Source organism: Cohnella boryungensis (genome assembly GCF_042651945.1).
Lineage (GTDB): Bacteria > Bacillota > Bacilli > Paenibacillales > Paenibacillaceae > Cohnella > Cohnella boryungensis.
Genome location: NZ_JBHSED010000065.1, coordinates 270,532 through 289,546, shown reverse-complemented (window position 1 = coordinate 289,546; position 19,015 = coordinate 270,532). Strand labels below are relative to the sequence as shown.

At 51.1% G+C, this 19,015-nt stretch carries 14 protein-coding genes; 13 read left to right on the top strand and 1 reads right to left on the bottom strand.

Annotated features, from left to right (window positions below; all coding sequences use genetic code 11):
- Positions 1 to 79: 79 nt before the first annotated feature.
- Genes ACFO1S_RS25020 through ACFO1S_RS25010 form a run of 3 tightly spaced genes read left to right on the top strand, consistent with a single transcriptional unit; the run spans position 80 to position 3,321 of the window.
- Positions 80 to 1,693 carry a thiamine pyrophosphate-binding protein gene (locus ACFO1S_RS25020; RefSeq protein ID WP_204602221.1) on the top strand — a complete coding sequence of 538 codons (1,614 nt, stop codon included), beginning with the start codon at positions 80 to 82 and terminating at the stop codon, positions 1,691 to 1,693.
- Positions 1,694 to 1,719: 26 nt separating this feature from the next.
- Positions 1,720 to 2,583 carry an SDR family oxidoreductase gene (locus ACFO1S_RS25015; protein WP_378127806.1) on the top strand — a complete coding sequence of 288 codons (864 nt, stop codon included), beginning with the start codon at positions 1,720 to 1,722 and terminating at the stop codon, positions 2,581 to 2,583.
- A 57-nt stretch (positions 2,584 to 2,640) separates the two neighbouring features.
- Positions 2,641 to 3,321, top strand: a complete 681-nt coding sequence (locus ACFO1S_RS25010) for a L,D-transpeptidase family protein (RefSeq protein ID WP_204602223.1) — start codon at positions 2,641 to 2,643, stop codon at positions 3,319 to 3,321.
- Between the two features lie 22 nt (positions 3,322 to 3,343).
- Here ACFO1S_RS25010 and ACFO1S_RS25005 read toward each other — a convergent pair whose 3' ends face one another.
- Complete coding sequence (locus ACFO1S_RS25005; protein WP_204602224.1) at positions 3,344 to 4,768, bottom strand: PQQ-dependent sugar dehydrogenase; 1,425 nt, start codon at positions 4,766 to 4,768, stop codon at positions 3,344 to 3,346.
- Between the two features lie 102 nt (positions 4,769 to 4,870).
- Between ACFO1S_RS25005 and ACFO1S_RS25000 the strand changes: the two genes are divergently transcribed.
- The 10 genes from ACFO1S_RS25000 to ACFO1S_RS24955 all read left to right on the top strand — a co-directional run bounded on the left by ACFO1S_RS25000 (position 4,871) and on the right by ACFO1S_RS24955 (position 18,911).
- Positions 4,871 to 5,587: a suppressor of fused domain protein gene (locus ACFO1S_RS25000; protein WP_204602226.1), complete on the top strand. Its 717-nt coding sequence runs from the start codon at positions 4,871 to 4,873 to the stop codon at positions 5,585 to 5,587.
- 34 nt (positions 5,588 to 5,621) lie between these two features.
- Positions 5,622 to 5,948, top strand: coding sequence for a hypothetical protein (locus ACFO1S_RS24995; RefSeq protein WP_204602228.1), 327 nt, complete (start codon positions 5,622 to 5,624; stop codon positions 5,946 to 5,948).
- 208 nt (positions 5,949 to 6,156) lie between these two features.
- Entirely contained in the window at positions 6,157 to 7,911 is a 1,755-nt protein-coding gene (locus ACFO1S_RS24990; RefSeq protein ID WP_204602230.1) for a sensor histidine kinase, read from the top strand.
- Between the two features lie 97 nt (positions 7,912 to 8,008).
- Positions 8,009 to 9,328: an ABC transporter substrate-binding protein gene (locus ACFO1S_RS24985; protein WP_204602239.1), complete on the top strand. Its 1,320-nt coding sequence runs from the start codon at positions 8,009 to 8,011 to the stop codon at positions 9,326 to 9,328.
- A gap of 13 nt (positions 9,329 to 9,341) precedes the next feature.
- Positions 9,342 to 10,973, top strand: a complete 1,632-nt coding sequence (locus tag ACFO1S_RS24980) for a response regulator transcription factor (protein ID WP_204602241.1) — start codon at positions 9,342 to 9,344, stop codon at positions 10,971 to 10,973.
- Positions 10,974 to 11,221: 248 nt separating this feature from the next.
- The gene (locus ACFO1S_RS24975) at positions 11,222 to 12,181 is read left to right on the top strand and encodes an ABC transporter permease (protein WP_204602243.1); all 960 of its coding nucleotides are present in this window, start codon (positions 11,222 to 11,224) and stop codon (positions 12,179 to 12,181) included.
- A gap of 12 nt (positions 12,182 to 12,193) precedes the next feature.
- Complete coding sequence (locus tag ACFO1S_RS24970) at positions 12,194 to 13,066, top strand: carbohydrate ABC transporter permease (protein WP_378127770.1); 873 nt, start codon at positions 12,194 to 12,196, stop codon at positions 13,064 to 13,066.
- A 75-nt stretch (positions 13,067 to 13,141) separates the two neighbouring features.
- Positions 13,142 to 14,767, top strand: coding sequence for an extracellular solute-binding protein (locus tag ACFO1S_RS24965; RefSeq protein ID WP_204602245.1), 1,626 nt, complete (start codon positions 13,142 to 13,144; stop codon positions 14,765 to 14,767).
- Between the two features lie 73 nt (positions 14,768 to 14,840).
- Complete coding sequence (locus ACFO1S_RS24960) at positions 14,841 to 16,904, top strand: alpha-glucuronidase family glycosyl hydrolase (protein ID WP_204602247.1); 2,064 nt, start codon at positions 14,841 to 14,843, stop codon at positions 16,902 to 16,904.
- Between the two features lie 360 nt (positions 16,905 to 17,264).
- Entirely contained in the window at positions 17,265 to 18,911 is a 1,647-nt protein-coding gene (locus ACFO1S_RS24955; RefSeq protein ID WP_378127769.1) for a hypothetical protein, read from the top strand.
- Positions 18,912 to 19,015 lie beyond the last annotated feature (104 nt).

Here is a 19,015-nt window from a genome sequence, read left to right as displayed (position 1 = left end):
AAAGGAATTCGCTATGCATGAATAGGCGCTAACCTGAATTGACAAGCTACCTGAAACTGGATCGGAAGGTGCAATGTAGATGCCGCAAATGTCTGTCTCCGAAGCCATCCTTGAACAGCTTCTCAGGTGCGGAGTCGAGCGAATATACGGGGTAGTGGGAGATGCCATCTTCGGTTTAATGGATGCGATCGCCAAGCGTGGCACGATTCGGTTTATTTCCGTCAAACACGAATCCGTCGCTGCGCTCATGGCTTCGGCGGAGGCGAAGTGCACGGGAAAGCTCGCCGTATGCGCCGCGCAAATGGGGCCGGGGTTAGCGAATTTATTGAACGGACTAGGCGATGCATATCTGGACGGATATCCCGTTCTCGCGATCACGGGACAAGCTCCTCTGAATCGAATCGGAACGCCATACAAGCAGTTCGTTAATCAGCAATCTCTCTTGCAGGCCATCTCCGGGTACACGCAGCTTGTGGTACATCCGGATTCCGTAATCCCTTCAATGAAATCGGCCATTCATGCCTCCATAACAAGGGGGACGGTGTCCCATATTTCCATTCCGATGGATCTTTTTAACATGCAGACGCAATTCCAACCGCAAGAACCGATCCGAAGCTTTAACAGCTTACCGGACCCTAACTGTTTTGAGAATGCCGGACAAATCTTGCGCTCGGCGATGAACCCGATGATATTAGTGGGAGATAAGGGAAGATCCGCGAAGGCGGAGATTGAGCGACTGGCTCTGGCTTGGGGAAGCGGAGTCGCGAACGCCTATGGCTCGATCGGAGTCATCGCCGACGATTTCGCGCTGGCGGTAGGAGGACTTGGCGAAGGCGGCAATCCGTATCTCGCGAGCAGGTTCAAAGAGGCGGATGTCGTTCTGTCCATCGGTACTTCTTGGTGGCCGGACAACCAGACTCCACTAGAGGCGCGTGTGATCCAAATTGCATGTCGACAGAACCAGATTAGCACGAATATGCCGGCAGACGGCGTCGTTGTCGGGGACATTGCCACGATCGTGGCCCAGCTAAACCGAGCGTTAAAGGGTTTTGAACCAAATTCTGCCTGGATCGAACGCATCCGGGATTGCAAACAAACATGGAAGGACCGGAACGAGTCGGAAGGGAATGGCGCCGATATGCCCATGCATCCTTCCTGTATCGTCCGGAAAATCGAAAATCATGTCTCTCCCGATGCGATCATCGCTTTAGACGAGGGCGACTCTACGCTATGGTTCATGCGGAATTTCAGAGCCAAGCGTCAGCGCGTGCTTGTGTCCGAACAGTGGAGAACGATGGGATTCGGCCTGCCCGCCGCGATGGCCGCAAAATTGTGTTACCCCCAGCGGCAAGTGATCTGTCTAACGGGAGACGGCGGGCTAGGGATGGTCCTTGCCGATCTGTTGACCGCATCCCGCTATGGATTGGCTATAGTCATGATTGTCTTAAACAACGGCTGCCTGCAAATGGAACGCAACAAGATGGGGGAGATGGGTATAGCGCCGGAAGGGACCGCCATCACCAATCCGGATTATGTAAAGCTTGCGGAAGCCTGCGGATGGAAGGGCTATCGCACGCAATCCCCGGAGGATTTTGACGAATATATGCAAGCTTTGCTAACTAGCGCTCAGCCCGTATTAATTGAAGTTCCCACGACGCAGGCCGTATATCCGGACTATCCGATTATGTTATAAGGAGACAACTTGCCATGAACATGAATATTCAAACCTTGCAACCGACGCCTTTTCCTCCTCAGCATCAGAATCAACAACCCGGCATCGAGTCGCAGATGACGCCAAGGCCTGAATTCGACGATCCCCGTTACATGGGGAGCGGGAAGCTAAAGGACAAAGTCGCCATCATCACTGGCGGAGACAGCGGTCAGGGACGCGCAATCGCGGTCGCATTCGCTAAGGAAGGAGCGGACGTCGCGATTGTTTATTTGAATGAACACCAGGATGCGGAAGAAACGAAACAGGTCGTGGAACAAAAGGGACGTCGCTGTCTCTGCATCGCCGGAGACATTGGCCAGGAAGCTTTCTGTCGGCAAGCCGTAAGCCAAGCCGTCCAGGAATTCGGCAAGCTGGACATTCTTGTGAATAATGCCGCGGAACAGCATGTGCAAAGCCGTTTCGAAGATATCACGGCAGCACAAATGGAGAAGACATTCAGGACCAATTTCCATTCCGTCTTCTTCTTAACCCAGGCTGCCTTACCGCACTTGAAACCTGGGAGCGCCATCATTAATGCGGCTTCTCTAACCGCTTATGAGGGGAACGAGCAACTGATCGATTACTCCGCAACGAAGGGGGCGATCGTCGCTTTTACTCGCTCTCTTTCCCAATCGTTGCTATCCCGCGGAATACGGGTGAATGGGGTATGTCCCGGAAATATATGGACACCGCTTATTCCGGCCTCGTTTCCCGCGGAGCAAGTCGCCAATTGGGGGGCAAATACTCCGATGAAGCGTGCGGGACAACCACGCGAGGTCGCGCCTGCGTATGTGTTTCTCGCTTCGGAGGAATCTTCCTACATGTCCGGACAATTCCTCCACGTTAACGGAGGCATCGTGATTAACGGATAGCCTTTATTCGTCGCAGCTCCTTTAACTCCACAAGGGAAAGAAGAGAAGGTGAAGAACATGACCCGTTTATTTCGATACCTGTTCGTATTTGTCTTCATCGTATCCACGCTGAAGGTAAATTCTGTACATGCCGATCCAGTGCTGCCAATAAACGCGAAATACGGGCTTTACGCCATTGAAGTCTATCCCGTGCAACACCGCTTAGTTGTCAAGCTGCAGGGGCAAAAAGTAAAGGAATACTCCATAGCAGTCGGAAATCCTTCGACCCCAACCCCCGTTGGCGAATACCAAATCACCTATAAAGGAAAGAATTGGGGGGCGTCATTCGGGCCGCGATGGTTGGGACTAAACGTCCCGTGGGGGAATTACGGCATACACGGAACGAATAAGCCGCATTCCATCGGACAGCATCAGAGCCATGGCTGTATTCGAATGAGAAACCGGGATGTGATGGAGCTCTACGACATCATTCCGGTCGGAACGAATGTAACCATATTGGGGCATGTGTTGGGGGATCCGAATCATGACACGAGAGACCTTGCCGAAGGCGACGTCGGCGGCGATGTCCAGTTGATCCAGTCTCGCTTGAAAAGCGCAGGGTACTTTAGGGGAACTTGCGACGGAAGGTTTCGCTTCGATACCGCCCAAGCGCTTAGAAGGTTTCAAAAGGACCAACATATCGCACAGAATGGCGTTGTTTCAGCTCGCGTATATGAGGAACTTGGCTTGCTTGAATAACAGCTCCGGTTCCTCCGTGAGATTATGGAACAATTTCAAAAACCGTACCTTGGTTAATATCCGCCACTTTCATCGAGCCATATACTCCTAAATAGAGTCTGGATTGATTAAGATTCGTTCCCAAGCTAACGTAATAAGCGGATTGAGACCCAAAAGGATCATCGGTTTCAATCATGCTATAATCGTTCAGCTTACAATCCATTCTGGCCCTGGTATAGGCTAACGCCCCTCTAACCGGAAGCTGGGCTTCTTGAGCCCGAGCGAGATCGGCGAATACGACGCTTCCCGTTAAACCGGGGATTTCATTTCCCATATAGGGCTGTACTCCCGTAAGAGCGGTTGCCTTAAACTTACCGGATCGCGAATCTTCATGATAATAACTCATAAGCGGCTGAAGGCGCCGCGTTGACGTTTTTATCGCATCCTCGTAGTAAGCAATCGTTTTCTCTTTCAATGCCGGGTTCGCGGAGCAGGCCGTTAATATCGCAGTTGGAAGAGCGCCTTCCCACCCTCTCCAGCCCAAATTAATAAACTCCTCTTGGTCAGGCTCGGATTTCATTAGGAAATGTTGAACTAGCCTTGTAACCGGTATGGGCTGATAATGAACGAACGAAAAAATCGTCTCTACGAGATCCTGTCCGACATTGCCTGCATATTTGATATACCGGTCATAGTATCTTTGAAAGGAAAGGCCGGTTATATTGCGAACTCCTTTGGCGATTACCGTAAGCGTCTCCTGAATGGGTACGGGCAGCTCATTGAATCGTGTAACAACGGGCGGTTGATCGACTAATGTTTTTTTATTGACATCGATTTCGATGATTTTTCCTGCGAGCTCCATATCGTCTTGGCTTAAATTAAACGGATCGTAGCCTGAACCGCCATCTCCGGTTGTCAAAACTAGCTTCCCTGTTTCGGGTGAGAAGTTTAAGCTATTGACGCCATTATGATTTAGAAACGGTCTTCTTAGGTTTAGCAATGTCCGCCGTCTTACGGGGGAGCCGTTCGATTGCAGAATCCATTCTTCTACGGTATCAATATGATCATAGTGTATGTCTCTATCTGTCCATTTAAGGTCTAAGGTATTAGGATCGCACGGGTTAGGCTTAAAGGATTCAAAAGCGCCTGGAAGAGCTCCCGGGCCTTGGGTTCCAACAACTGAATAATGGAGGTAGAACAGACCGTTATAGTAGAAATTCGGATGAAATGCCAGCCCCAGCAATCCCCGTTCATCATATCCGCCGCTAGAGGCGCCCAGCTTGAGGATTCGCGGGCGAATATCCAAAAAAGTTCTAACATCCCCGTTCCCTATGTAAAAGATCTCGCCTACCTGGGTTGCGATAAACAATCTTTCGATGGAGTCACCCGGAAGTATTGTCGTTTTCAAAACAGTGGGCATGTTGATCTTGCTAATTATGGGCCTTAAACCGACCTTAACTTTATGCAATGAAATGTACGCTCCTTCTTATTGTTTTCTTATAAGAATATGATTGGAACGTTATGGTATGATGAATGAGAAGAAAAATAAGGGAGCAGAGGAGAGTCGAACATGACTAAATCGACGGAATATTCGGAGTCGGGAAGCCCGATCCATCGCTATGGCGAAAGACAGCATGAATGGCGGCCTCCGGAGTACGGGGAAGAAAAGTGGGTCGAAAAAATCGAAGAGCATGTGACCCGGTATATCGGGGAAATTGATTCCGTCTATCACGAAATCATATCGGATGTCGTTCATATTGACGTCTTCTTCATTAAACCGACTCCCGAACGCAATTATTATACTTTAATTACAACGGGTATGAGCTTTATGCCCATGAATACGCCTGAAGGAGCGGAGGGCTGCGAATACGCGGAGCTGATGATCTGCTTGCCGCCGGATTGGCCGATCCAAGAAGATTTAGAAAATCCGGATCATTATTGGCCAATTCGCTGGCTGAAAATGTTGGCCCGGTTTCCCCATGACTACGACACTTGGTTAGGCTGGGGGCATACGATGCCTAATGGAGATCCGGCCGAGCCGCTCTCGCAGCAAACGGGAATGAGCGGTATCATTTTGCTGCCTCCAATCGAAGTGGACGAAGATTTTATTACGCTAGACATGGGGGATGGACGAACCGTAAGCTTCTATGCCATCCTCCCGCTCTATTCGGAAGAGCTGGACTTCAAGCTGAAGCACGGCAGCGACCCGCTGCTGGATAAGTTCGACGAGCACGGCGTTAACGAGATCCTCGATTTGAAACGGCGCAATACTTGCGAGGATGGTTAGAGTAGCATAATGAATAGGATGAGGGTGATTTATAATGAAAGAAGATATTTTAACCGAAAATACCGAGGTGCCTACTGAATCGAATGAGCTAGAGGCAGACGCAATAAGAAGTCTTGACGATACAAAGAAAGAGATTTTCAAGATTTTGGCCGATAAAGAAATTGACCAACAGTTGAAGGATGTTATGTTAAACCACCTTATAGGAATAGATAGAGGACTTATCGAAAGGATTAACCTTAATCCTAAGACAACATTCGAAATTAAAACGTATAACGAAGTTGTTGAAGTGAGTCATGTTCTGCGAAAGATTCGTAAAGAATTGAAAAGATTGTTACCTGAGCATGGGGACAATACAGACTAAGAAGATTATCCCATCAAAAGTCGCGTAAATCGCGGCTTTTTCTATTTATAGGCTCAGGTTCTTGTTATTTTCCGGTGGTTGGAGCTTTGTCCCATTCCCGATTTATTAGTTGAAGGCGTTGCCATGATCGGTTTGAAATAATAGGATTATAATGATAGTTAGATTTTGTAGTTCTTTCCTTTTGGTCGGCTAACAAAGGGGGTATTCGATGGGGAACCCATTCAAGAAGTACCGAATCGACAATTTGTTTTTCGGCAGCTTCGCGTTGCTGATCGTCATCATGATTGGGGCGACGATATGGATTAGCTATAGCTTGACCTCCAGTGAGCTTGCAACGACAGCCTCGAGCAACCAACAGAAGCTGCTCAGCGTTCTGAATAATGAAATCACCACGCGATTGACGACGATTGAACAGATTTCCTTATCTACCTCTAGAGACAATGTGCTGATTTCCCTTCTTGCGGGCAGCTACGCCGAGGATGATTTCGTCAGATACCAGCAATTCAAAGAGGTTAAGCAATCTTTGGCAAGCTTGACGAATTCAATTCCTCTTATTGAAGGAATCGATGTCTATATGCACAAGCCGCAATATGGAGACTCCGAGAGCTACATCCAGTTCCGGGATTTGGAGGAGGCGTCCCAGCAATACTGGGCCGAGAGCGTCAAGCGCAACGACATGGCGTGGTCGGACGAATACCGACGTCAGGCTATTCAGGGTGAGGTTTCCGTCTTGAGCTTTGCGCGAACGATTATGAACAACAATAACAAGCTGATCGGATATTTGGTCATGCATGTGAAGGCGGATATGTTAAAGGGGGTATTGGCCGGCCAATCAAGCGGTCAGGTCAGCCGGATGCTGCTGGACGCTTCGGGGAATCCCGTTCTGCATATCGGAAGCGTGCCAGACGGAGATTCATGGACCCAATGGGCCGCAGATATGCAGGGACAATCCGGTGTATTCCGGATACTAGATCCTCGGAGCGGCTCCAATTCGTTGCTTGTTTTCTCCCGAAGCCTTAACTCGGATTGGACGATGGTCGAGTTGACGCCTTGGTCTCAAATTATAAAAGGCAGCTTAACCCTTGCCAAAGCGATCGCCGTAATTGGTGCATTGGCTATTCTGCTTACGTTGATTCTGACAGTGTTGATCAGCAGGCAATTCACTATGCCGATCAAGAAACTGGTCGGCGCGATGATTCAATACTCGGTTGAAGGCGAAAACGCCAAATTGCCAGAAGATTACGAAAATGAGTTCGGATATTTGTTCTCGGGCTATCGCAAGCAGAACGAAAGGATCCAAGAGCTCGTTCATTCACTTAGGCAACGGCATGAGCTTCAACGGAGAGCTGAGATCGATGCGCTTCAAGCCAACATCAATCCGCATTTTCTCTATAACACCTTAGACCAGCTAAACTGGATGGCGATTGCCAATGACCAGGAAGAAATAAGCCGCATTCTCGAACTGATGGGCCGAATGTTTAGAATCGGACTTTCGAACGGAAATACGTTCATTACCGTTCATGAAGAGATGGAGCATCTGAGCAGCTATATCGAAATTCAACAGATTCGCTTTAACGGCTTGCTGCAATTTCGCTCGGATATTCCGGAAGAACTCGGCGCTTGTTATATGCCCAAGATGGTTTTGCAGCCGTTTGTCGAGAATGCCATCATTCACGGATTTCACCAAAGAAGCCAGGGTACGATCGAGATCGTCATGCGAAGGAGCGGCGATCAGCTCCAGATTAAGATGGAGGACGACGGAGTCGGACTCCGCTCGGGAGGAGGAGAGTCTGCCTTACATCGAAAAAGCGGCGGTTACGGGATTCGAAATGTCGAGGAACGAATTTCCGCTTACTTTGGAAGCAGATACGGCATTGCGATAAAACCGCGTGAAGAAGGCGGGACGAGAGTTGTCGTTCAGTTGCCGCTGCTCGAGGAGCGGCCGGAGCGACAAATCGGATAATAATGAAGGAAATTGTGCATTTCTCATCTATGAAAGGGCGAAATAGAATTGATAGGATAAAATAGACACCTTAAAACAAGGGGGAGATGTAAGGATTATGGCCCTGTGGAAGCGCTTATCCTTCATTTCGGCCGTTGCCGTCCTGTGCCTGTCGCTTGCGGCATGCGGCGTCGGCATTTCGAGTCCCATCCCTTCCATCGACGGGCAGTCGTTGCCCAGGAAAGGAGAAGGGCCTGACGGAGAAAACATAAAGCTTCGCATTATGTGGTGGGGAGCGCAAACACGGCATAAGGTGACGATGAAGGCGCTGGAGGCGTACGCCAAGGAGCACCCCAATGTGACGTTCGAAGCGGACTATTCGGGCATGGATGGATACCTGGACAGGCTGACCACGCAAGCGGCGGCCAAAAATGCGCCGGATATTATTCAGATCGATCCCGGTTGGGTCGCCGATTGGGCATACCGCAATCAGCTCGCCGATCTGACGGGGGCCGTAGACCTGACGAATATCGATGACAAATTGACGAATCTCGGGCATCTCAACGACAAGCTGTATGCCGTTCCGCTAGGTTCGGTCGCTCATGGGATGATCTACGATAAAGCGGCCATGGAGAAGTCAGCCATTCCGTTGCCGATTAACGGCTGGACATGGGAGGATTTCTTTAAGCTTGCTAGAGAAAGTACGCCGAAGCTTGGCGCCGGCCAATATTTCACCAAAGACTATGCCGGCGATGTTTTCGCTTATAGCGCTTACCAGTATGCGCGGGGCAAGGGGGCATTGATAACGGATGCCGGTCAGTTCAATATCGACAATCAGGTGTTTCTGGAATGGGCCTATCAGTGGCAGGATTTACGGGCGTCCGGAGCGGTTCCTCCCGCCGATGTGAATGCTGCGGACAAGGAGTTCGACCCGTCGGCCGATTTGATGATAAAAGGGACCATTTTGATCAGGCTTAGCTACAGCAGCAGCTATGGAGCATGGGACAGCATCAAACCCGGCGCCTATGCGCTCGTCACGATGCCCAGAGCGGAAGAAGCGGGCGGCTGGCTGAAGCCTTCCTTGTTTTTTGGCATTTCCGCTGCTTCAAAGCACGTGGAGGAGGCGAAAGCGTTCATTGACTGGTTCGTTAACAGTGAGGACGCCGGCAAAATTCTGGGAACGAGCCGGGGTGTTCCGGTCAATTCAGCGGTTGCGGATGCAATCGATTCGACCTTTAGCGAGGCCGATCAAACCGGCATGGTTCTGTACAATGCGACACTGAGGGACGGGCAGCAGTGGACACCCGGCGCCAGCGGCTGGACGAACTGGATCGACAAGGACTGGTCGATGGTTCGCGACGAGTTGAGCTTCGGTAAGAAGTCGCCTGAGCAGGCGTTCGACGCGCTGCAAAATGCCGCGAAGGAGTATGAGGGCTGAAGGAGAGAAAGCCGTGTGGAAAATCGTAATTATCGACGACGATCGCAACGTGTTGAAGGGCATGAGGCGAGTGATTCCGTGGGACGAGCTCGGCGCCGAATGGGTCGGAGAAGCAATGGACGGAGAAGAGGGGCTGCGCCTGATTCGGCAGACTCAGCCGGATCTTGTGATTACGGATATTTACATGCCCGTGATGAACGGTCTGGAGATGATCGAACACCTGCGCAGCGATGATTTTCTCGGCAAAATCGTCATCCTAAGCGGTTACACGGATTTCGAGTATGCGCGTCAGGCAATGAGGCTGAATGTTGTCGATTACTTAACCAAGCCCGTAAGCGTAGCGACGCTGAAGACGGTGCTTCATAAAGCGGTGACGCTGATCCGCGAAGAGCACGTCAAGCATATGGTGCAGGTCGAGTTGTCGGAGCGGCTTACCCGCTATCAGCCCTTTATTGAGAGAGAATGGGTGAAGTCCGTAGTGTCGGGAACGCTGGATCGCCCTTACCGAGAGGATGACGAGCTGCCGCCGGCCTACGGATTTTGGAAGAAAGCCCGTCACCTCGTGATCGGAATCGAAATCGCGCGGGACGCGCGTGTGAACGCTTTTTCGATTGCCGATATGAACCTGATTCGGTTTGCTGTCCGCAATGTCGTCAGGGAAATCGCCTCCGAGATTTTCTCTACGTATGCATACACCGAGCTGCACGGTACGCGGTCGGCGGTTCTCATTCATCCCGGACCTTCACTTGCGGAAGCGGAGCTGCGGATGAATCTTCGACAATTCGGTTCCGAGGTTATCGAGAGCGTAAGCCGGTATTTGAAAGTTAATCTGCGGATGGGATGGGGGCGCACTACTCAGCATTGGGGGCAAATCTCGGATTCTACCGAGGAAGCGTTCCGGGCAATTGAACTCAGGGAAAGCCCTGCGCTTAAAGGCTTCGAGCTTTATGAGATTACAGGGGAGATTTGTTCACCCGAGACTCACCCTCTGCCGCGTCCTGTAAAATTCTATCAGGAACTGACAAGCGCGATAAAGAACGGTCATGCGGGGCTGGCTTACCGTTTGATTGAGGATCAGTTCCAATCCCTCGAGAAGAGCAGGAAGCTAATGCCTTCCGAGGTGCAATTGATTGCAGGGGAACTGTGGGGCGTCATTACGTATAGTCTGTACGAAGTCGGAATCGTGGTGAACGAAATGTTATCCGACAGACTGCCTCAAATGGAGATTGTTCGGCTGACACGGCTGGATTCGCTTGTGGAATGGCTGCAATCGACGGTTTCCGAGATTTGCCGAAGCCGCGAATGGAAAGGGAGCAACAAGCACAGGCACGCTGTTGAATTCATGCTGCAGTATATTCACGAGAACTATGCCGAGGACGTAACGATCGGCGAGCTTGCGGATAAGGTCAGTATTTCTCGGAACTATCTCTCGGAAATTTTCAGGAATATCGCCGGCGATACTTTCAACAATTATTTGACGAGGGTACGAATGGAGAAAGCGAAAGAGCTTCTTCTGGAGAAAAATATGCTGGTCTACGAAGTGGCTGATCGTGTCGGTTACAAGAACGTCCCTTATTTCAGCAATCTGTTCAAGAAGCACGTCGGGGTCAATCCGACCGACCTGACCAAAGGCTCCATACGTTAGCGCTTCGTGATTATAATCGGCGGCCCGGACACTGTCCGGGCCGCTTATTTGTCATGCGATCGTATCGTGCAATTGTGGAATTACCGGGTCGGAGAATCCTATAACAATCTGTGCATCTCTCTTATACAAGGCGGGGATATCTCTTGCTAATATGAATATGCACCTGAATCATCGCATGCGATGGAGCAATTGATTCATTGATTCACCCAGGAGCGCCTTATACTTTACCGCTGGAAAGGATAGATTTCATGACGACGGAAGTGACTACGGAAGTTCATCTCAGCCGCACGATTCCCACACTCCCGAAAAGGGGAGCGGGAAGTTACTTGTATCGCCAATGGCCGCTCTATTTCATGATGATCGTTCCGATGGCCTTCTTTATCGTTTTTCGATACATTCCGATGGGCGGCGTCCTGGTTGCCTTTAAGGATTACAACATTTTTAAGGGGATCTGGGCTAGTCCTTGGGTAGGGTTCGACGTCTTTAAGGAGATCTTTGGTCTTCCGGAGTTTTACAAGGCTTTGCGCAACACGCTGATGCTGAACTTTCTGGGGCTGCTCACTTTTCCGATTCCCATTGTCTTGGCGCTCATGCTGAATGAGATTCGGGTGCACTGGTTCAAAAGGGTCAGTCAGACTCTGATGTACTTGCCCCATTTTATTTCGTGGGTCATCGTAGGCGGGATCGCAATCGAGTTGCTGTCCACCAACTACGGTACGTTTAACCAAATGCTGAATTCACTTGGCATCTCCTCTATTCCTTTCCTGGAAAAACCGATTTTATGGATCGCGACATACGTGGGAACCGGAGTTTGGCACTCCGCCGGATGGGGTATGATCCTTTACTTGGCGGCGCTGACGGGAATCAACAAGGAGCTTTACGAGGCGGCCGAGATCGATGGAGCTGCAAGGATGCGCAAGATGTGGCATGTCACGCTGCCGGGGATCAAGCCGACCATTATCGTGCTGTTGATTCTGCAGATCGGCAACATGGCGAACATCGGCTTCGAGCAACCTTACGTATTGACAAACAATTATGTGACAGATTACTCCCAGGTAATCAGCACTTATGTTTACACGGTCGGAATTCAGTCGGCCAGATTCGCGATCGCGACTGCCGTCGGCTTGTTCCAATCGGTCGTTGGATTGATTCTCCTTCTTACGGCGGAGCTGCTTTCCAGAAAAATCAACAATCAGGGCATTTTCTAAGGGGGCTAGACCGTGATTCAAAATCCTTCCGAGAAGATCGGCAATGCCGTTATCATGATTCTGCTCGGCGTCTTCTGTCTGTTCTGCGTTTTGCCCATGGTTCATATTTTCGCTTTGTCGTTCAGCGGCAACCGGGCCATCATGTCCGGCGAAGTGTTTTTGTGGCCCATCGAGTGGAATATAAACTCCTACAAGGATATCTGGGGCGATACCAGCATGATCCGTTCGTTGTTGTTTACAATTGCGCTGGTCGTCGGGTACACCGTTCTCAGTCTGATTGCGACGATTCTGGCTGCCTATCCGCTCAGCAGGCGGAATTTCAAGGGGAAGAACATCCTGTTCGCAATGATTATCGTGACGATGTTTTTTAATCCCGGGATCATTCCAAATTATTTGCTAGTGAAGGAGCTTCACTTGTTGAACGACGTATGGGCGCTGGTTCTTCCGATTCTCATCAACGCCTTCTTGCTGATCATACTCAAGACGTCTTTCTCTCAGCTTCCGGAAGAATTGGAGGATTCCGCATGGCTGGACGGCTGCGGCCATTTCCGCTATTTGCTCCGAATCGTGCTGCCGCTGTCTCTGCCCATTCTGGCGACATTGGCCCTATATTCGGCGGTAGATCGTTGGAATACGTTTCAAGACGCGCTGTTCTATATCAACGATGCGCATCTGTATCCGATTCAGTTGAAATTGTATGAGATGGTCATCAACAGCTTCGTGAACGACGCATCCGCCCAGGAGGGGTTCAGCGCTTCCACTCCGGTACCGCAAAGCCTACAGGCCGCGAGCATTATGTTCGCGACGGTCCCGATCATTCTCGTGTATCCGTGGCTCCAGCGTTATTTCATTTCCGGCATGCTAGTTGGAGCCGTCAAGGGCTGATAGTCGGTTTTTAACCGATGCTTACGTCGGTTAAAGTCACTATACATTTAAATGAATATAGGGAGGCTCAACAACATGCGAAGCATTCTTCGCAAGCCCGCAACCGCAGTACTGGCCGTCATTCTGACGTCCGCCATCTCGCTGGCCGGATGCAACAGCTCGAACAAGGGGGCGAACGGCCCGGCCGCACCATCGAACTCTGCTCCTCCTTCAACTCAGTCCGCATCCGCAGCTCCGGAGCAGAAGGGACCGCCGATTACGCTAAAGATTGAGCTGTTCGATCGCAATAACGCACCGGCGGGCGCACCTCCGCTGACCGACAACTTGATGACGCAGTATGTCCAGAAAAACTTCGGCGATCCGAACAATATTACGGTCGAATGGATTACCGTACCCCGTTCCGAGGAAGTCAAGAAGCTGAACGTGCTGATGGCGTCCAACTCGGCGCCGGATCTCATCTTCACCTACGATAAGCCGACCGTTCAGAACTACGTGCAAAGCGGCGGCATTACAGATCTCGGCCCTCTGATCGATCAGTTCGGTCCGCAGCTCAAGACCGTACTTGCGCCATCACTACCGGACGGCGTGTTTAACGGCAAGCAGTACGCCATTCCCGCTCTTCGTGTCATTCAGGCGCAAACGACTTCCTTCATTCGCAAGGACTGGCTCGACCAGCTTGGATTGCCGCTGCCGACGACAACCGATGAGTGGTATGAGGCAATGAAGGCGTTTAAGGAGAAGGATCCGGGCAACACCGGCGGTAAAGTGATTCCTTTCTCGAATATCCAGCACTTCCAATTGAAGCCGATGATCAATTCGTTCTGGGATTGGAGCCAGATCACTGACGAAGATATGTATGCCGATCCGGACGGTTGGAGTCAAGCAGGCAGCAAGGAAGCGTTCAGACTGCTGAATAAAATGTACAACGAGGGGTTGCTGGACAAGGATTTCCCTCTTCGCAAAGATTTCAACCAAGAATTCTCCCAACAGGTGGTCACAGGCGTTGCCGGTTCGGCGGTGACGAGCACGAACGAGCCCGTTTACAGCGGCTTTTACGCCACGCTTAAGAAAAACAATCCCGAAGCGGTGCTCGCGCCGATTGATCCGTTTACGACGAATGACGGCAAACGTCCGAAGCCGATGTATACGCCAAGCGGCATCTATCTGATGGTTCCTGCGGCGAGCAAGAACGCTGAAGCGGCTATCAAATATTTGAACTGGATGGCCGACCCGCAGAACATTCTGGCGCTGCAGCTTGGTCCGGAAGGCGTATCTCACGAAATCGGCGACGACGGCATCCCGTTTGCGCTGACTACGCCTGAAGCGAACCAGATTCTTTACAACAACCAGGATTACGCGATGATCATGAACGGCAAATACGTGAGCACGGACGAACCCGATAAGAACATCGCAGCTAATGCAACAGATCCCCAATTCAAGGATTTCACGATTGAGAGCATCAAGATCGGCACGAACGATGGCTACACGGCTCCGCGCGTCGACATCCCTGTGCAAGCCGAAATCAAGTATTCCCAGATTCTGAGTGAAAAGGTGAAGTCGATGATGGCCAAGATCATTACCGTCAAGCCGGACAAATTCGACAGCACTTACGACCAGCAGGTTAAGGAATGGATGGACATGGGGGGCGCGGAAATGATTGAAGAAAAGAGGGAAGCCTACAAGAAATTTTACAATAAGTAATAGAGGGTAGTCGCTGAACTCGGTTCCCATCGCAGGGAGCCGAGTTTCATCATCTTGGCGGGGAGGAAAGGAATTGGATAAGGAATCGGGGTATGAGGCATGGCTCCGTTATAGACCATGCGAAAGCGAAGAATTGCTGGGGCACTATAGAAAATATTTCAATCGGGTATGGTTCCGGCAGGGCTTGGAAATCATGCGGACGGCAATGCAGGAATTGTCGCATGGGGCTGGCATCATTACTCGGTGCACCGTCCGTCTCTGTGATGAAGGCTGGCAGGGAGCGGGAATCGCGATCGGCTTAATTGACGATTTCTCGGAGCTGAAGGATCTGTTGGGGAACGAAATACTGGGGACTCTGCCTGAAGACGGCTATCTTATGCGTTCCATTGAGCATGAGGGCCTGCCGCGACTTGTGCTGGCTGCCCGATCGGCCAACGGTATGTTATACGCGGTATTTCATCTGCTTCGTCTGATGAAATCGGTGCAGCGTCTCGATCGGCTCAACATTGCAGAGCATCCAAGAAATGCTCTGCGAATGATCAATCAATGGGACAATATGGACGGAAGCATTGAACGGGGCTATGCCGGGCGATCAATCTTCTACCGCGATGATGAATTCGTATCGGATTGGAGCCGGATACGCGATTATGCCAGACTGTTGGCCTCTGTCGGAATTAATGCGATTTCCTTGAACAATGTAAACGTTCACGAGCGCGAAACGCTCCTGATTACGGATGAACTGTTGCCCAAGGTCGCACAAACGGCATCTATATTCAGCGCTTACGGTCTTCGGACTTATCTCAGCATCAACTTCGCGAGTCCTCGCCAAATTGGAGGCCTGCCGACTGCCGATCCGCTGGATGAAGGCGTTCGGGCATGGTGGAAAGAGCGGGCTGATGCCATTTATCGTCATATCCCGGACTTTGGAGGTTTTCTGGTCAAGGCCGACTCCGAATTCCGACCGGGACCGTATACGTATGGCCGCAATCATGCCGACGGGGCCAACATGCTGGCGGATGCTCTTGAACCGCATGGCGGACTTGTGATCTGGCGTTGCTTTGTTTACGACTGCTTGCAGGATTGGCGGGACCGAAAGCCGGATCGGGCGAGGGCGGCATACGACCATTATACGCCGCTGGACGGGCGTTTCAGGGAGAACGTTCTGCTGCAGATCAAGAACGGGCCGATGGATTTCCAAGTTCGGGAGCCCGTGTCCCCGTTGTTTGGCGGGCTGTCAAAAACCAATCAGATGCTGGAGCTGCAGATTACACAGGAATATACCGGACAGCAAAAGCATCTCTGCTATCTTCCCTCTCAGTGGAAGGAGATTGTCGACTTCGATACCTTCGCATTGGGCGAAGGAACGTCTGTCGCCCAAATCGTCAGCGGGAAAGCCTTCGGCAGGAGGCATGGCGGCGTCGCGGCGGTTTCCAACATTGGGGATGATCAGAATTGGACGGGGCATCTTCTGGCCCAGGCGAATCTGTATGGTTACGGACGATTGAGTTGGAATATGGAGATAGGCGAGGAAGAAATCGCCTGGGAATGGACGTGCTTGACCTTTGGCAAAAAAGAGAAGGTGACGGATACGATCTGCTGCATGCTGCTCGACTCTTGGTCCATATACGAGTCTTATACCGCACCGCTTGGCGTAGGCTGGATGGTCCAGCCGAATCACCACTACGGACCGAGCGTTGACGGGTACGAGTATTCGAAGTGGGGCACATACCACTTCGCCGATTGCCACGGCATTGGCGTCAATCGTACCTTGCTGACCGGCACGGGCTATTCGGCCCAGTACCCTTCTCCGCAATTCGAGCGCTACGAATCCTTGCAGGATTGCCCGGACGAATTGCTCCTATTTTTCCATCATGTGCCTTATACCCATCGGCTCCAATCCGGAAAAACCGTCATTCAGCACATTTACGATACCCATTATGAGGGAGCGGAGCGCGCCGAGGGACTAGTCGAGCGTTGGAAGACGCTTGAAGATGATATTGACGAGGGGCGCTATCGGCAAGTGCTGGACAGGCTTCAAGAGCAAGCCGAGCACGCCAAGGAATGGCGGGATGTGATCAACACTTATTTTTTGCGCAAGTCGGGGATACAGGATATCCATAAGCGGCCGATATATTGAAGCTGAAGAGTGAAGGAGGAAAAGGGGTTGCAGTTGAACTTGAAGGCCAGAAGTCGGGAGCAAGAGAACTCGGAATACCTCCCGTTAGAGCACCAGGGCTTGTCCGCAACAATTGAAGTCCAAGGAGGGAGCGGTCATCCCCGGAATCCTTTTCACGTTCGCATACAAGTGAGAAATAAGAATCAATCGTCGTGGTTTGGTGTCATCCATATCGAGCTTCCATTTCCAAAAGAGAATCCACGCTTTTTTATGCCTGCATTTCTGTATGGGCGAAATCGGGGGGAAAGTCCGCAGAACGTACTTAATGAATTTCCGAGGCTAAGAGAGGGACAGTCGAATCGTCCGTCTGCGCCAGAATGGATGACCAGAAGCGACAGGCTTTCCCATCCTGCAGTGTTTGTCTATGATGCGGGCAAGGTTTACGGGCTTAACGCGAGTCCGTATTTTGTCGTGATCAACGGCTACAAACGACCGTGGAAGCCCGGGCAGGAAGGCGAATTCTTCCAATACGGAGGATTTACTTGTACGTTGTCGAGAGGAGCGATAGGCTATACGCTCGGGTATGAGCATTCGCCGTGGCAGTTTATCAAGTCCAAGCTGGTTAAGGACCGATCGCCTCTTGGCGAGAACTGCTTCGAGCTTCAGCCCCACGAAGCCGTGGAGTTCACTATAGAATCCTATGAATACGAAGGCAGCATGGAAAGGGATATTCATGCTGCCATTCAGGAGGTTTATTACCGTTATCGCCAAGAACCAAGAATCGTTAGCGATCCGATAACAGCGGTGTCGGACTTGGCCCGGGCGGTTGCCCGCGATGCGTGGCTGCCGGAGGAATTAGCGTATTCCGGTCAGGTTTTCGAGCATAAGGGAAGCGGAGGCTATCGGTACAATCCGATCTTGTCGCTTAGTTGGACGAACGGACTTTCTGTTGCGACCCCTATGTTAATGGCCGCTCTTCGTCTAGGAGACGAATCCATGCGACAGCAAGCGCTGTCCTTCATTGCGAATACGGTGGAACACTCGTTAAATCCGGCCTCGGGTCTTCCCTACGACGCTTGCCCGGACGGCAAATGGGGAATCCAAGGGTGGTGGTTTGACGGCATGCGTACGCCGGGACATTCCTCTTACCTAGTCGGACAGGCGTTGTATTACATTCTGAAAGCCTACGAGTATGAGAAACGCATAAAAGACATCGTACATGAGGATTGGCTGGATTTCGTTCGCGATGCGATCCCGAGAATCGAGCGGACGAAAAATACAGACCACGAGTATCCCTACATATTCTCAGAGAAGACCGGCGCCGGATTGGAATACGATTCCTTCAGCGGGACGTGGTGCCTAGCTGCGACGGCTTATTACAGCTGGCTGACAGGTGACGGAAAATATTTGGAAGGCCTACGCCTAAGCGAACAGCATTATTACGATGCCTACGTTCGGCATGTCGAATGCTACGGCGCACCGCTCGATACCGATAAGGCAGTGGACTCCGAAGGGATTCTTGCCTACATTAAGGCGGTTAAGTATCTACACGCTATCACAGGTAAGAAAACGTATTTGGAACATATGCGGGATGCGATTTGCTATGAGTTTTCGTTCAAATTTGGCTACAACTCTCCAATTAAGGCGCCGCCGCTGAGCAGGATCGGCTGGTCGAGTTGCGGTGGCAGCGTGACCTCTACAGCGAATCCGCACATTCACCCGATGGGCAGCAATCTTGTCGACGAGCTTCTGTACTACTTGGATAACTGTGAAGACGATTATATCCGCGACCGGCTGGAGGATACGGTCCGCTGGGGCTGCCAGACTTACAACACTTATGACAAGGAGTACGGCTATGGCAAGAAGGGATGGATGTCCGAGCGTTTCTGCCATTCAGACGGACTGCTGACGCAAACCTACGATGACGGCACTATAGCCAGTACTTGGTTTTGCCTGATGCCATGGGCCAGTAGTTGTATTATCGAAGGTTTGTCAGGGGAATATTGGGAAAAGAAGGTACCCTATTAAGAAGTAAGACGGAAAATATCAGTTAATTTAATGACGGAACTACTTAAATCGGGCGAAGAATTTGAAGCCACACAAAAACCCGCCGAAACTGGCGGGTTTTATTG

What these genes read in the sequence shown, in the direction of transcription:
- ACFO1S_RS25020 (WP_204602221.1), top strand. Translation starts at nt 80, where the DNA reads ATGCCGCAAATGTCTGTCTCCGAAGCCATCCTTGAACAGCTTCTCAGG.
- ACFO1S_RS25010 (WP_204602223.1), top strand. Translation starts at nt 2,641, where the DNA reads ATGACCCGTTTATTTCGATACCTGTTCGTATTTGTCTTCATCGTATCC.
- ACFO1S_RS25000 (WP_204602226.1), top strand. Translation starts at nt 4,871, where the DNA reads ATGACTAAATCGACGGAATATTCGGAGTCGGGAAGCCCGATCCATCGC.
- ACFO1S_RS24995 (WP_204602228.1), top strand. Translation starts at nt 5,622, where the DNA reads ATGAAAGAAGATATTTTAACCGAAAATACCGAGGTGCCTACTGAATCG.
- ACFO1S_RS24990 (WP_204602230.1), top strand. Translation starts at nt 6,157, where the DNA reads ATGGGGAACCCATTCAAGAAGTACCGAATCGACAATTTGTTTTTCGGC.
- ACFO1S_RS24985 (WP_204602239.1), top strand. Translation starts at nt 8,009, where the DNA reads ATGGCCCTGTGGAAGCGCTTATCCTTCATTTCGGCCGTTGCCGTCCTG.
- ACFO1S_RS24975 (WP_204602243.1), top strand. Translation starts at nt 11,222, where the DNA reads ATGACGACGGAAGTGACTACGGAAGTTCATCTCAGCCGCACGATTCCC.
- ACFO1S_RS24965 (WP_204602245.1), top strand. Translation starts at nt 13,142, where the DNA reads ATGCGAAGCATTCTTCGCAAGCCCGCAACCGCAGTACTGGCCGTCATT.
- ACFO1S_RS24955 (WP_378127769.1), top strand. Translation starts at nt 17,265, where the DNA reads ATGACCAGAAGCGACAGGCTTTCCCATCCTGCAGTGTTTGTCTATGAT.